At 43.1% G+C, this 14,532-nt stretch carries 13 protein-coding genes and 1 tRNA gene; 7 read left to right on the top strand and 7 right to left on the bottom strand.

Going from position 1 to position 14,532, the window contains the following annotated elements; genetic code table 11:
• Nucleotides 1–3: 3 nt before the first annotated feature.
• Both WAA86_RS15110 and alaS read right to left on the bottom strand, forming a co-directional pair.
• A complete protein-coding gene (locus tag WAA86_RS15110; protein WP_337301859.1) occupies nt 4–954 on the bottom strand; it encodes a GSCFA domain-containing protein in 951 nt (316 codons plus the stop codon).
• A 101-nt stretch (nt 955–1,055) separates the two neighbouring features.
• Complete coding sequence (alaS, locus tag WAA86_RS15105; protein ID WP_337301858.1) at nt 1,056–3,671, bottom strand: alanine--tRNA ligase; 2,616 nt, start codon at nt 3,669–3,671, stop codon at nt 1,056–1,058.
• Between the two features lie 103 nt (nt 3,672–3,774).
• Between alaS and WAA86_RS15100 the strand changes: the two genes are divergently transcribed.
• The 5 genes from WAA86_RS15100 to WAA86_RS15080 are packed head-to-tail and all read left to right on the top strand — an operon-like array spanning nt 3,775 to nt 6,927.
• Nucleotides 3,775–4,752: a M23 family metallopeptidase gene (locus tag WAA86_RS15100; protein WP_337301857.1), complete on the top strand. Its 978-nt coding sequence runs from the start codon at nt 3,775–3,777 to the stop codon at nt 4,750–4,752.
• A gap of 1 nt (nt 4,753) precedes the next feature.
• On the top strand, nt 4,754–5,083 hold the full coding sequence (locus WAA86_RS15095) for a MerR family transcriptional regulator (RefSeq protein WP_337301856.1): 330 nt from the start codon (nt 4,754–4,756) through the stop codon (nt 5,081–5,083).
• 24 nt (nt 5,084–5,107) lie between these two features.
• Complete coding sequence (locus WAA86_RS15090; protein WP_337301855.1) at nt 5,108–5,707, top strand: LemA family protein; 600 nt, start codon at nt 5,108–5,110, stop codon at nt 5,705–5,707.
• 10 nt (nt 5,708–5,717) lie between these two features.
• Nucleotides 5,718–6,155: a TPM domain-containing protein gene (locus WAA86_RS15085; protein WP_337301854.1), complete on the top strand. Its 438-nt coding sequence runs from the start codon at nt 5,718–5,720 to the stop codon at nt 6,153–6,155.
• Nucleotides 6,136–6,927: a TPM domain-containing protein gene (locus WAA86_RS15080; RefSeq protein ID WP_337301853.1), complete on the top strand. Its 792-nt coding sequence runs from the start codon at nt 6,136–6,138 to the stop codon at nt 6,925–6,927. The genes WAA86_RS15085 and WAA86_RS15080 overlap by 20 nt, the downstream gene beginning before the upstream one ends.
• Before the next feature lie 32 nt (nt 6,928–6,959).
• Here WAA86_RS15080 and WAA86_RS15075 read toward each other — a convergent pair whose 3' ends face one another.
• Together WAA86_RS15075 and der are read right to left on the bottom strand one after the other, a co-directional pair.
• Nucleotides 6,960–9,734, bottom strand: coding sequence for an outer membrane beta-barrel protein (locus tag WAA86_RS15075; RefSeq protein ID WP_337301852.1), 2,775 nt, complete (start codon nt 9,732–9,734; stop codon nt 6,960–6,962).
• A 94-nt stretch (nt 9,735–9,828) separates the two neighbouring features.
• Nucleotides 9,829–11,136, bottom strand: a complete 1,308-nt coding sequence (gene der / locus WAA86_RS15070; RefSeq protein ID WP_337301851.1) for a ribosome biogenesis GTPase Der — start codon at nt 11,134–11,136, stop codon at nt 9,829–9,831.
• Between the two features lie 78 nt (nt 11,137–11,214).
• On the opposite strand from der, the gene WAA86_RS15065 reads away from it, so the two are divergent.
• Nucleotides 11,215–11,706 carry a GTP-binding protein gene (locus tag WAA86_RS15065; protein WP_337301850.1) on the top strand — a complete coding sequence of 164 codons (492 nt, stop codon included), beginning with the start codon at nt 11,215–11,217 and terminating at the stop codon, nt 11,704–11,706.
• On the opposite strand, the gene era is transcribed toward WAA86_RS15065, so the two are convergent.
• On the bottom strand, nt 11,707–12,591 hold the full coding sequence (gene era / locus WAA86_RS15060; protein ID WP_337301849.1) for a GTPase Era: 885 nt from the start codon (nt 12,589–12,591) through the stop codon (nt 11,707–11,709).
• Entirely contained in the window at nt 12,578–13,945 is a 1,368-nt protein-coding gene (locus tag WAA86_RS15055; RefSeq protein ID WP_337301848.1) for an alanine/glycine:cation symporter family protein, read from the bottom strand. The genes era and WAA86_RS15055 overlap by 14 nt, the downstream gene beginning before the upstream one ends.
• A gap of 121 nt (nt 13,946–14,066) precedes the next feature.
• Here WAA86_RS15055 and WAA86_RS15050 point away from each other — a divergent pair.
• Nucleotides 14,067–14,139: transfer RNA gene (locus WAA86_RS15050), tRNA-Met, on the top strand.
• Here WAA86_RS15050 and WAA86_RS15045 read toward each other — a convergent pair.
• Nucleotides 14,137–14,532 (bottom strand): hypothetical protein (locus WAA86_RS15045; protein WP_337301847.1); only part of this gene is annotated, 396 nt, incomplete at its 5' end. The two genes, WAA86_RS15050 and WAA86_RS15045, sit on opposite strands and share 3 nt — an antisense overlap.

Genomic DNA, 14,532 nt, shown 5'->3' with positions numbered 1-14,532 from the left:
GGGTTACCCCCCAAAATCCATAAAGGGATAGGACTGCTTTAGGGCATTCATTTTCTGCTCCAAAGACCTTAGAAAGGTAAGATGTTGGGCAGAATTTGGATCAAAAGGCCTATGTTGTAGCCCTCGTTGGATTTCTTCTACCTTTTCCATAATGGGATAAGCGGCTTCCTGTATCCAGCTCTCTTTAAATTTCTCCCAGATATAAGTGATGGCCAGTTCGTTGGGATGAACCATATCCAATCCATAGAAGCGATAATCCCGCAGTTCATCCATCATAATCTCATAGGAAGGGAAATAGGAAACGAAACCTTTACCGCTGACCAGATGAATGGCCGAGATCAGATGGGCCTTACTGCGCTGGTTTTCCACAAAACCATCTTTCAAGTGACGTACAGGGGAGACCGTAAAAATTAGCTGAACCCCGGTGTTGTTGGACCTCAGCAGTCCGATCATCCGTTCCAAACTTGAGGCTACCTCATCAACAGAGAGTAGTTCTTTGATAAATTCTTTTTGTGGCACCTTATGGCAATTGGCGACTACTTTATTCGAGACCTTATTGCGGTACACCCAAGCCGTTCCAAGGGTAATGACCATATGTGAGGCCATTTTTATTTGTTCCCTTATTTGTTCCAGCCCTATGTTCAGGCGTTCCAATAAGATTTCTTGGGAAGCATCGCTCAATATGGAATGACCATCAAAACAATGCCAACGCTCATTTAAAAAGAATACATCGGCCTTGGCATAAGGCTCCTCCAATATCGCCCTTGTAATTAAATTTTCAATGGCCAACGGATGGAACAATATCCCAAAGGGATTCTGCACTGCTTGAAATTTAAAATACTCCAGTTTATTGCCCATATGCTCTGCAAAGCACGATCCCAATGTAAGGATATGGCTATCGTAACCGATAGGTTGCTGCGCTTTTTCCAAGGGCACAAATGTTTGAAGCTTCATGGTGTATTCTATTTGGCAAAACACCCAAATGATCAGAGAATCAATTGGGTGCTTTTATTGTTATCATATGTTCTACCCTCTTCTAGAGGGAACCTTCCTTGTTATTGCAAATATTCCTTGGCCTTGTCCAAAGCCTCAGGAATACCTGCAGGGTTCTTACCGCCGGCAGTAGCAAAGAAAGGTTGCCCCCCTCCTCCACCTTGGATAAATTTACCCAATTCACGCACAATGGTCCCTGCATTCAATTTATTGGAGGCCACCAATTCCTTGGAAATATAACAGGACAACAGCGCTTTCCCTTCTTGCTCTGTTGCGAACAATAAGAACAAATCGGTCCTATTGGCTCCCATCTCAAAGGAAAGGTCCTTGATACTGGCCGCATCCAAATCTACCTTTTTCGCTAGGAATTGGACACCGTTTACTTCGGTCAGTTCATTCATCAGGTCTCCCTTGACATTTTTTGCCTTTTCCTTCAACAAGGCTTCCACCTGTTTCTTAAGGGCGTTATTCTCCTCTTGTAAGGTTTCCACGGCCTTTTTCGGATCTGGTGCATTGTTGAGCAATTCCTTAATTTCTGACAACGTCTTATTATTCTCAAAATAGAAATCTTTGACCGCATCTGATGTTATGGCCTCTATCCTTCTGATTCCGGATGCCACCGCACCTTCAGAACGTATTTTAAAGTGCCAAATATCGGCTGTATTCTTCACATGGGTCCCCCCACAGAGCTCTATAGATTTCCCAAAACGGATTGTGCGTACGGCATCCCCGTATTTCTCACCAAAGAGCGCCATAGCCCCATCTTTTAGAGCTTCCTCCATAGGAACGCTTCTACGCTCCTCCAATGGGATACCACCATCGATCCTGGCATTCACAAAATCCTCCACATCCCTTAGTTCCTCTGCCGTCAGTTTGGCAAAGTGGGAAAAATCGAAGCGCAGGTATTTTGAATGAACGGCAGAACCTTTCTGTTCTACATGGGTTCCCAAGACTTCCCTAAGGGCCTGGTGCAACAAATGTGTGGCGGTATGGTTGGCAGCAGTACGCTGTCTTTGATTCTGATCTACTACCGCTTTGAACATCTCGGTTACATTATCGGGAAGGTCCTTGCTAAAATGTAATATTTCATTGTTCTCCTTTTTGGTATCCAAGATATAGATGACATTCCCATTGGCAGTCTCCAAATAACCTTTGTCACCAACTTGCCCTCCTCCTTCTGGATAAAACGGGGTCATATTGAATACCAATTGATATTGTTCCCCTTCCTTTTTTGAGGTTACTTTTCTATACTTGACCAATTTTACGTTGGTCTCTAACCTATCATACCCAACAAATTCCTGTTCCTGATCATTTGAAAGAATGGTCCAATCTTCTTTGGACACTTCGGATGCGGAACGGGAACGGGATTTTTGCTCCTGCATGGCCGTTTCAAAACCCTTTTCGTCCAATTGAAAACCGCGCTCGCCCAAAATAAGGGAGGTAAGGTCAATAGGGAAACCGTAGGTATCATAAAGTTCAAAAGCCTTTCTACCGTCGATCAATGTTCCTTTGGCATTCGCCAGAACACTGTCCAGCAGCACCAATCCCTGGTCCAAGGTCTTTAAAAAGGAATGCTCCTCTTCCTTCACCACGTTCTCTATCAATTGATGCTGCTCCTTGAGCTCTGGAAAGGCATGCCCCATGGTACTGCTAAGCACCTGAACCAATCTGTACATAAAGGGCTCCTTGGTGTCCAAGAAGGTAAAACCATAGCGTATGGCCCTTCTTAAAATCCTTCGGATAACATATCCTGCCCCGGTGTTGCTCGGCAACTGTCCGTCCGCAATGGAAAAGGATACCGCACGGATATGGTCAGCGATTACCCTAATAGCGATATCGGTCTCTTCATTCTTGCCGTATTCGGAATTGGTAATGGTCTCAATCTCCCTAATGATGGGGGTAAAGACATCGGTATCGTAATTGGATTTAACGCCTTGCAATACCATACAAAGGCGTTCAAAGCCCATACCGGTATCTACATGCTTGGCCGGCAAAGACTCCAATCTGCCATCCGCCTTTCTATTGTACTGCATGAATACCAAGTTCCAGATCTCCACCACTTGGGGGTGGTCCTGGTTGACCAGGGATGCACCGGAGACCTTTGCCTTTTCTTCTTGGGAACGGATATCCACATGGATTTCCGAGCAAGGGCCACAAGGGCCTTGATCCCCCATTTCCCAAAAGTTGTCCTTTTTATTTCCATATATGATGCGATCCTCAGGAACTATGGCCTTCCAAAGCTCCAGGGCTTCCGTATCCATCCCTAAGTTATCGGCATCTTTGCTGCCCTCAAAAACTGAAACGTAGAGGCTATCCTTATCAATTTTGTATACTTCTGTCAATAGCTCCCATGCCCAAGCAATGGCTTCCTTCTTAAAGTAGTCCCCAAAGCTCCAGTTACCCAACATCTCGAACATGGTATGATGGTAGGTATCTTTACCAACCTCTTCCAGGTCATTGTGCTTGCCGCTTACCCGAAGGCATTTTTGGGTATCCGTGGCCCTTTTGGATTTGGGAATGCTGTTCCCCAAAAAGAACTCCTTGAACTGGTTCATCCCAGCATTGGTGAACATCAAGGTTGGATCGTCCTTGATGACCATTGGGGCCGATGGCACTATTTTGTGGGCTTTTTCTTTGAAAAATTCTAAAAACGTATTTCTTGCTTCTTGGGATTTCATGTAAAATGGTAAGCTTTTTATAAAATTAGCTGATTGTGCCAAACAATTTTTATATTTGTTTGTTGCGATAATTAAGAGCACAAAAATAGGATAATTTCCATTTATGTCTAAAGTAAAATATTTTTACGACCCGGACACGCTTTCATATCGAAAGATAGAGCCCAAAAAATCTAGGAAATATAGGAATTTGACGTTTTTTCTATTGGGTTCTGCCATCTTTGGCCTACTGGGACTTGCCATCATTTTAAATACCCCTATTTTAAATACGCCAAGGGAACTTTCCCTTCAACGTGAATTGAAAAATTACGAGCTTCAATTTGAACTGTTGGACAAGAAAATGGAGCAAATGGAACAGGTCCTTGCCAATATTGAAGACAGGGACAACAATATCTACCGCCTATATTTTGAAGCCAACCCAATCCCCGAAGAACAGCGAAGGGCAGGATTTGGAGGGGTAAACCGCTATAAATCCCTTGAGGGCTTCAATAATTCCGAGATGATCATTGGAACCACCAAACGTTTGGATATCATCCAAAAACAAATGGTGATACAGTCCAAATCCTTGGACGAGATTACCAAGTTGGCGGCAGAAAAAGAAAAACTTTTGGCAGCCATTCCGGCCATACAACCAATTTCCAATGATAGGCTGACCCGAATGGCCTCTGGTTACGGCTGGCGTTCGGATCCATTTACCAAGGCGAGAAAAATGCATTGGGGGATGGACTTTACTTCCCCAAAAGGAACGCCTATTTACGCTTCCGGGGATGGCAAGGTTACCAGGGCCGATAATAATTCTTCGGGTTATGGGAAACATATTCGAATAGAACACGGATATGGCTACATGAGCCTTTATGGACATTTGAGCAAGTACAATGTAAAAGCCGGACAGCGCGTAAAACGCGGTGATCTCATCGGTTTTGTCGGTAGTACGGGTCGTTCCGAAGCCCCTCATTTACATTATGAAGTATGGAAAGATGGCGACAGGATCAACCCTATCAATTTCTACTACGGCAGTTTGACCGCGGAAGAGTTTGAGAACATGTTGAAATACGCCACACAAGAAAACCAATCTCTGGATTAAGATGCATATAGAACTTCCTGAAAAAAGGTATTATGGTATTGGGGAAGTCGCCAAGGCCTTTGGTGTGAATACCTCCCTCATCCGTTTCTGGGAAAAGGAATTTGATGTGCTTCAGCCCAAAAAAAATGCCAAGGGCAATAGAAAGTTCACCCCTCAGGATGTAAAAAACCTGCAGCTGATCTACCATTTGGTAAAAGAACGTGGTTTTACCCTGGAAGGGGCCAAAACCCATTTAAAAGAAGAAAAACAGAAATCGCTCTCCACCTTTGATATCATTTCAAAATTAGAGGGGATCAAAGCAGAGCTTATTAAGATCAAAAACCAACTTTAACACTAACAATAAAATCATCCATCCATGAAAAAGTGGCTTATTCCAGTAATTATAATTGTAGTCGTCATCTTCGGGGTATACCGTTGGGCCGTAGGATTTAACAATACCGCCGTACAGTACGAGGAGAATGCAAAGACCAAATGGTCCAATGTGGAAAGTGCCTACCAACGTAGGAATGACCTGATTGGGAACCTTGTCAAGACCGTACAGGGCGCTGCAGACTTTGAACGCGGTACACTGACCGATGTTATTGAAGCGAGGGCGAAAGCTACGTCTACTACAATTGACGCCAATAATCTTACTCCAGAAAAATTGGCGGCATTCCAGGAAGCACAGACCGGTCTTTCCTCTGCCTTGTCAAGATTACTGGTAACCGTGGAAAGATATCCCGAGCTAAAAGCCAACCAGAATTTCTTGGAATTACAAGCGCAATTGGAAGGCACGGAAAACCGCATTAATGTAGAAAGGAATAGATTTAACGAAGAAGTCAATATTTACAACATCCACATCAAAAAATTCCCAAATTCCGTCCTTGCCGGTATGTTCAATTTTGATCCTATGACCAGATACCAGGCAGATCCGGGAGCTGAGAAGGCCCCTGATGTTGAATTTGAATTCAATTAAAAACATCCCCATGTCCCAAGTAGAAGATTTTTTGACCGCAGAAGAAGAAGCCGCCGTGGTGGCAGCCATTGTGCGCGCGGAAAAAAATACGTCTGCAGAAATTAGGGTACATATAGAAAGGCATACCGACCAAGACCATTTTGAAAGGGCCAAGGCGGTATTCCATTATCTTAAAATGGACAATACCAAAGAAGAAAATGGGGTACTTATCTATGTTGCGGTCCATGACAAGAGGTTTGTTGTTTTAGGGGACAAAGGCATCAATACTTTGGTGCCCAAAGATTTTTGGGACACCACTAGAGAGGCCATTGAGAAACAATTTAAGCAACGGAAATTCATGCAAGGACTCATAGATGGCGTTCTTAAGGCCGGTGAGGCTTTGGCAGAACATTTTCCTTGGGACCATAACAATACTAACGAACTGAGCAATGAGGTATCTAAAAGTTAGTATTCTACTTTTATTTTTTCTTAATTTTTCCATAAGCTTTGGGCAATACTCCATACCGGAAAAACCTAAGCTGCAGACCAGCGTATACGACTATATCAACTTACTGTCGAGCTCCGAAAAAACATCCTTGGAGCAAAAACTGATACGGTATTCGGACAGCACCTCCACACAGATCGTGGTGGCCATTATAAACTCCACTGAAGGGGAGAACATTAATTATTTGGGAGCCCAATGGGGCGCGGCCTGGGGCATCGGACAGGAGAACAAGGACAATGGTGTTCTGGTGCTTTTGGCAAAAGGCGACCGCAGGGTGGCCATTAATACCGGTTATGGCGTGGAAGGTTCCTTGACCGATGCCATGACCAAAAGAATTATTGAGAACATTATTATTCCTGAATTTAAAAAAGGGGATTATTATGGCGGACTGGACAAGGGTGCCGATGCCATGTTCCAGGTATTGACCGGCGAATTCAAGGAAGACCGAACCAAAAAGGAAAATCGCGGTTTCCCCTTAAAATCACTTTTACCCTTTATCATATTTTTTATCATCCTGATCATTTTATCTAACCGCAACAAAAGGGGCGGCGGAAAAAATGGCGGAAGACGGGGTGGCGGTTTTGATATCTGGGATGCCATTATCCTTAGTAACATGGGCCGTGGAGGTTTCGGCGGAGGTTCTTCTTCCGGCGGTGGCTTTGGTGGAGGAGGAGGCTTTGGCGGCGGCTTTGGTGGCGGCGGCTTTGGTGGCGGCGGCTCCTCGGGAGGCTGGTAAGATTATTGTCAACAGTATAACAACACCAAGCTTTAATCCATCCAGTATATATTATTTTTAGTATCCTTTTTACCCCCAAACTGATCGAATTTAAATGTGGCACTGAACATAAAATAGCGCTGAAGAACGGTACCCTGAAAATCTTGTATAAAGTCCTGCCCTGTTGTCCTTCGGGTATTGATATTCTGGTTCAGGAGATCGTAAGCCAATACTTTTAGGGTCATATTTTTCTGCAACATTTGTACGCCCAAGCTCATGTTCCAAAAAAGTGCATCCTTATCAAAGCCGGGACCAACGTTACCATTATAATTGTAATTGATATCATTGCCCCAGACTATATTTTCTGGCCAGTAAGTGGTGGTTTTGAAACCAAGATTATGGGAAATGAAATTCACATCTTCCAAGCCATCCAAATTGTATTTGGTCCCGCTTATGTTTATTCGGTATTCGGGCTCCAACTCCAACAGATCTCTAAAGTTAAAAGTGGTATTTATCCTAGGGCTTAACGACAAGGTAGCTGCTTCCAAACGACTCCCGTTTGTAAACCCAATATTTTTGTCATAATTAAAATATGGACTAATACTATATTTAATACTGTAGGTACTATCCTTTTTGACCTGTTTAGAATAGCCAAACCCACCATTTAAATAGTAATTTCCATCAATATTATCGTAGGTGGTGGTTCGCAGCAAATCCTCATCGGTTGTGGTAATGGTTGACACCCTGCCCTTTTCTGAATGAAACCCCAAATACGCAAATAAACCTGTACGGTCCTTCCAGTTGTAATCATTATAGTTCAGATATAATTGAGTGTTCACAGCAGGGGCCAGGTTTTGATTCCCAATCACCACATTTAAAGGATCACTCACATTGGGAATAGGCTGCAATTGGGTTACCGAAGGCACATTCAAATTAGAACGGGACCAAATACTTATGTTTTTATTCTCTCCAATGGTATAATTGGCGTTTGCATTGAACAATATATTTTCATACGATTTATCAAAAGAAGTGTTTTGTAGAAAGTCGAAATTTTCAAGATTGGTCAATTTATAAAGAGCCGTTAGACCAAATCGGAACTTTTTGCCATTACCCTTGATACCCAAACTAGGTGTCTGCTGTATGTTGCTAAATTTGAAGACTGAACTCTGCACTCCATTAAAATTGTCATATTCACCGGAATCCGCATTAAAATCGAACACGCCTTTGGTGTTGTTCTGTAGATAGTTTTCATATTCATAACCAAAATCCAAAAACATATCTTTAGCCAATGGCTGACGATAGGTAAATTCCGCGTTATAAGAATCACTATCTGTTCTATTATTGGTTTTTTGGTCTAGAATATCCTCATTTCCATCATCCCCAAAAGTGGTTCGGATGGAATTAAAGTTACTTTCATTTCTACTTAATCTATTATCATTGAAAAAGGAAAGACGGATATATCTTCCAAGGGTATCCAGCTTTTTGAACAAGGTCAATTTATTTTTAAACCGACTTTGATAGCCATCATCCCGTGTGATTGAACTGTTACTGTTGATTGGATTGCCTTCCTCATTACTGGACAGCGTATTCCTTTCGTTGACAGCATTGGTCCTACTGACACTCATATTGGGCTGCAGTGATATTCGAAACGTGGGATCAATATCAAACTCCAAATTGGCCCCTCCTAGGCTAGAATTGGTAGTACCGCTAAAATTGGTTTCCGTATCCGTAAAAAAACGTCCATCTGGCAAGATATTCTCCCTAGACGTTTTCTCATTATTAAAGTTATCGCTGTAAGCAAAAAAGTAATTGGCATCTACCTCAAATTTATCCTTTTGCTGATTGGCATAACTGGCTCCGATATTGGAAGAGGTAGTAATCCCTTGGCCAAATCCAAACGACATATCCCCAATACTAAAAGCCCCCGAATCATTGAAGGAAAAGCCCCCACCGGAATTACCCACCATATCGAAGATTTCATCAAAGGAAAAACCACTGTTGTTGATATTATTGCTCCCTGCTATAATACTTACCCTTTCCTGTCCCTTAAAATAATTTAGGAGTCCACTCAGCTGATACCTGTCATCTGTACCATACCCTGCGGCCAATCTGCCCAGATACCCGTTGTTCTTATCTTCCTTTATGGTCAGGTTGATCGTTTTGGTTTCCCCATCCCCTGCTTCCCCTGTAAATTCTTGGATCTTGGTCTTGGTATCGGTAATCTGGATTTTACTGATGATCTCTTTGGGCAGACTTTTGGTGGCCACTTTGGGATCACTACTAAAGAAAACCTGACCGTTCACCAACACCTGGCTCACTTCCTTACCGTTCACAGTGATTTTCCCATCGCTGTCCACTTCCACACCTGGAAGCTTTTTCAGCACATCCTCGACGGTGGCATCGGGTCTGGTTTTAAAAGAATCCGCATTGAACTCCAACGTATCTTTTTTTATGGTGATGGGCACTCTTTCCGCTGTTACCTGGACCCCTTTGAGCTCCTGTGCCTGCTCCTCCATTTCTATCACCCCCAGATCCACTTGCGATTTAAGTGCAATTTTCTTCACCAATGACTTATAGCCGTTATAGGAAAAGTAGAGAATGACTTCCTTGAGGGCAGTTTTTCCTTCAAGTGCAAAGGTCCCGTTCCGTTCAGATATGGTATAGGTAATCAGGGTACTGTCCTGAATGGACTCGGCATAGATGGTGGACGCTTCCATAGGCTGTTTGGATGATGCGTCCAAAAGGGTCCCCTTAACTAGGAACTCTTGGGCATTAATTTGAAAAGATAAAAGAAAGGCAATAAAGAAGAGGTAAAGAAACTTGGGCATAGATTGGTTTTTGATTGATTGCGCTAACGCAAGTTTCGAAAATAATCTAACCTACTAAGACCTTTACCTCTCTTAACAGATATTTATGAAAAAATTATTTCTTTCTCATGAACACGGAAATGGGTACTCCTGTAAAATCGAAATGCTCCCTCAATTTATTTTCAAGAAAGCGTTTGTAAGGATCCCTTACATATTGTGGCAAATTGCAAAAGAATGCAAATTGCGGATATGGTGTTGGCAATTGCGTACAGAACTTGATCTTAACATATTTTCCTTTGTATGCCGGTGGCGGATTGTTCTCAATGATGGGCAACATAATATCATTGAATTTGCGTGTCTGTATCTTTTTGCTTCTGTTCTGATATACCTCAACGGCCGTTTCTATAGCCTTGTAGATCCGTTGTTTTGTCAATACGGAAATGAAGAGGATGGGTACATCGGTAAAAGGCTCTATGGCCTGTTTGATCTTGGCCGTATATTGTTTTATGGTATTGGTCTCCTTATCCTCTACCAAATCCCATTTGTTCACCAAGATCACAATCCCCTTATTGTTGCGTTGCGCCAACCAAAATATATTCTCCACCTGCCCGTCAAAACCTCTGGTAGCATCCAATAACAGGATACACACATCGGAATGCTCAATGGCCCTGATGGAACGCATTACGGAATAGAATTCCAGATCTTCCTTCACCTTGGCCTTTCTTCGGATTCCCGCAGTATCCACTAGGTTGAATTCAAATCCGAACCTGTTGTATTTGGTATCTATACTGTCCCTTGTAGTTCCCGCAACGTCCGTAACGATATATCTATCTTCCCCGATCAAGGCATTGATGAAGGATGATTTTCCGGCATTGGGCCTTCCTACCACGGCAAAGCGCGGCAATTCGCTCTCTTCTACTTGCTCATGCTCTGGCAATACCTCTACCAGGGCATCCAATAGGTCTCCTGTTCCACTACCGTTGATACTGGCAATGGTATAATATTCTCCCAGTCCCAGGGAATAGAATTCCACGGCATCTTCGGCACGTTTGGCGTTGTCCACCTTGTTAATGGCCAATAGCACAGGTTTGTTGTGACGTCTCAACAACTCGGCAACATCCTCATCCATACCGGTTACACCGGTCTCCACATCCACCATAAAAATAATGGCATCCGCCTCTTCAATGGCCAGCTCTACCTGCTTATCTATTTCCGCTTCAAAAACGTCATCACTTCCCAAAACATATCCCCCGGTATCAATAAGGGTAAACTCCCGTCCGTTCCAATCACTCTTCCCGTAATGCCTGTCGCGCGTTACCCCGCTTACCGCATCTACGATCGCCTCTCTTCTTTGTATCAACCGATTAAAAAACGTCGATTTTCCTACGTTAGGTCTCCCTACAATGGCTACAATAGCACTCATATTTCTTTAATTTGGTGCAAAAGTACTATTAATATCTGAAGAAAAACGCTAACTTTTATTTCATAATCAATTGTACCTGTGAAAAGTCTGCCAAATAATATTGTTTTAAGACCCCGATTCCGACTATCTCTACAAAAGTCCAAAGAACTGGTTCTTTCCTCTTTTGAAGAAACCAGGCAATCACCTTTTCTCATAAAAAGAATAGACGATCATCTCTTTATTAAATTTGAACTGGGTCATCGGAGCTTTTGGACCCCCGAACTCCATTTGGAACTGCATGAGGAGGATAATGGTGCATGTAGGATCCAAGGACTCTTTGGTCCAAGTCCTACGCTATGGACATTTTTTATGTTCCTACATTTTGGCGTCGCCACAATATTCGCGATTATCGGAATATGGACCTACTCCAATTGGTACTTGGAGAAGCCCATCGGACTTCAGATCGGGTTTCTTTTGATCTTATTTGTAATTTGGTTTGCTTTATATGCCTTTGGCAGAACAGGAAGAAAAAAAGGAGAGCCCCAAATGAAGGAGCTCTATTCTTTTATGTCAAGGGTCATCTCTCCCTGATTATTGGTTGTATCCGAACCGTTTTAATTGGTTGGGATTGCTACGCCAGTTTTTGTTCACTTTAACATACAGTTCCAAATGCACCTGTTTGTCAAAGAATTTTTCCAGATCTTTTCTAGCTTCTACTCCTACCCTTTTTAAGGCAGATCCTTTATGACCTATGATAATTCCCTTTTGGGAATCCCGTTCAACCATAATTACAGAACGCATTCTAATAATATCCTCATCCTCAAAAAATTCCTCCGTATCGATTTCCACAGAATAAGGAATTTCCTTTTTGTAATGTTGAAGGATTTTCTCACGAATAGTTTCGTTTACAAAGAACCGTTCTGGTTTATCCGTCAATTGGTCTTTTGGATAGTACGGCGGTGAATCTGGCAACAGTTCCATGATCCTGTGAAAAACCTCTTTCACATTAAAATTCTGAAGAGCTGAAATAGGGTGTATTTCTGCATTGGGCAATTGTTCCTGCCAATACTGCACCTGTTCTTCCAGAACACCCTGTTCGGATACATCTATTTTGTTCAAAAGGAGCAAAACAGGGATCTTGCTATTTTTTATCTTTTCAAAGAACCTTTCGTCCTTCAGTGCCTTTTCCCCAATTTCCACCATATAGATCAGTACATCTGCATCCTCAAAGGCAGACTTCACAAAATCCATCATGGAAGATTGCAGCTCGTAGGCCGGTTTTATGATCCCAGGGGTATCGGAAAGAATCATCTGAAAATCATCCCCGTTCACTATCCCCAAAATCCTATGTCTGGTCGTCTGTGCCTTGGATGTAATAATGGATAATTTTTCACCCACAAATGCATTCATCAACGTGGATTTCCCCACATTGGGGTTCCCGATGATATTTACAAACCCTGCTTTATGCTCTGCCATCTTTTATCTTTAAAAAATACGTTTTCATTGCTTGGTTTACCTTGGGTGCCAAATAGAGTACCGCAATCATGTTGGGGATCACCATAAGGGCAAAAGATAAATCGATCAGATTTACCACCAGGTCTACCGAAGCTACTGCTGCAAAGGTAATGCTTAAGATATAAATGTGGTTGTAATACTTTCCTATTTTGGCATTGGTCAGAAAGGAAAGGCATTTGGTACCATAGTAGGAATAGGTGAACAGGGTAGAAAGGGCAAAAGCGGCCACTACCACCATCAGTAGGACATCACCCACACCATAGAGCGATTTTTCAAAAGCGATCAAGGTCATGGCAATTCCGTTATTCTCTGCCAATAGGTGGGCTCCGCTCAACAAAATTACGATGGCAGTCAAGGTACAGACCACAATGGTATCTATAAACGGCCCCAACATGGCCACCAATCCTTCTTGTATGGGCTCATTGGTCTTGGACTGCCCATGGTACATAGGAGCATTACCCACACCGGACTCATTGGAAAAAACAGCGCGACGGATTCCTATAATGACAAGGCCCCATAGTCCGCCTTGAACGGCAGTTTTCATGTTAAAGGCTTCTACAAATATCAGTTTCAAGGAGGGCAAAATTTGTCCGGCATTCACGATCATGATATAAATAACAGCCAACAGGTACACCATGACCATAAAAGGCACCAAGGTGGTGGCCACTTTGGCTATTTTCTTGAGTCCGCCAAAAATAACAAAGGATGTAATGATAGAAAGGACGATACCTATCCCCAGCTTCCAATTGAAATCACCCAATAGTGCAATATTCTCATTGGGTTGTATCACCCGCATCAGCGTCTGGGTAAATTGGTTGACGGTAAAAGCCGGAAGCACTCCGAAAAGTCCGGCCAAACAAAAGAAAATGGCCAATGGCTTGGCCTTTGGACCAATCCCTTTCATGATATAGTACATAGGGCCACCTTGAAGGTTGCCGTCACTGTCCTGCCCACGGAACATAATGGCGAGGCTACACGAATAAAATTTAATACACATCCCTACCAGTGCTGTTACCCAAATCCAAAAAACCACTCCAGGACCGCCCAGATAAATGGCGATGGCCACCCCAGAAATATTCCCTAGGCCAACGGTTGCCGCAACGGCCGATGAAAGGGCCTGGAGATGACTTACCTCCCCGGGATCATCCGGTTTATCATATTTTCCCGCCGTAATGGCAATGGCATGTTTAAAATACCGGTAGGGCATTAATTTGGAATAGAATACCAGGAACAATCCGCCACCAATAATCAAAAAGAGCATAACCCACTCTGTATAAGGCAAGACGGCGGCCAAGAAATCGTTGAATACTTTCATAAAATCTGAAAAATTTTCAAGTTATGGAATTAAGTAGTTGTGGCCCGAAAGTAATTAAAAAAGATTTATTGATTTATGTTTTGATAATAGGAAAAAAGCTTTGTATCTTTGCAGCCTACATCGCGGGATAGAGCAGTAGGTAGCTCGTCGGGCTCATAACCCGAAGGTCACTGGTTCGAGTCCAGTTCCCGCTACAAAGAAAACCAGATACGAAAGTATCTGGTTTTTTCGTTTAGCGCAAAAGCGATGCTTGCATCAGCTTTTGAGATAGACGAAAAAACAGAGCGCGAAGCGATCTTGGTTTTCTTTGTAAAGCCACCCCCGAGGCCCTTTCCGCAGTGAAACGTAGGAAAGAATCCAGTCCTGCTCGAAACCTTGGAAACCAAAAAACAGAGCGCGTAGCGATCTTGGTTTTCTTTGTAAAGCCACCCCCAAGGCCCTTTCCGCAGTGAAACGTAGGAAAGAATCCAGTCCTGCTCGAAACCTTGAAAACCAAAAAACAGAGCGCGTAGCGATCTTGGTTTTCTTTGTAAAGCCACCCCCGAGGCCCTTTCCGCAGTGAAACGTAGGAAAGAATCCAGTCCTGC

The sequence above is a fragment of the Sediminicola sp. 1XM1-17 genome, from assembly GCF_037203765.1.
GTDB lineage: Bacteria > Bacteroidota > Bacteroidia > Flavobacteriales > Flavobacteriaceae > Sediminicola.
The sequence above is the reverse complement of the archived record's forward strand: the minus strand, read 5'-3'. Positions and strand labels throughout refer to the sequence as shown.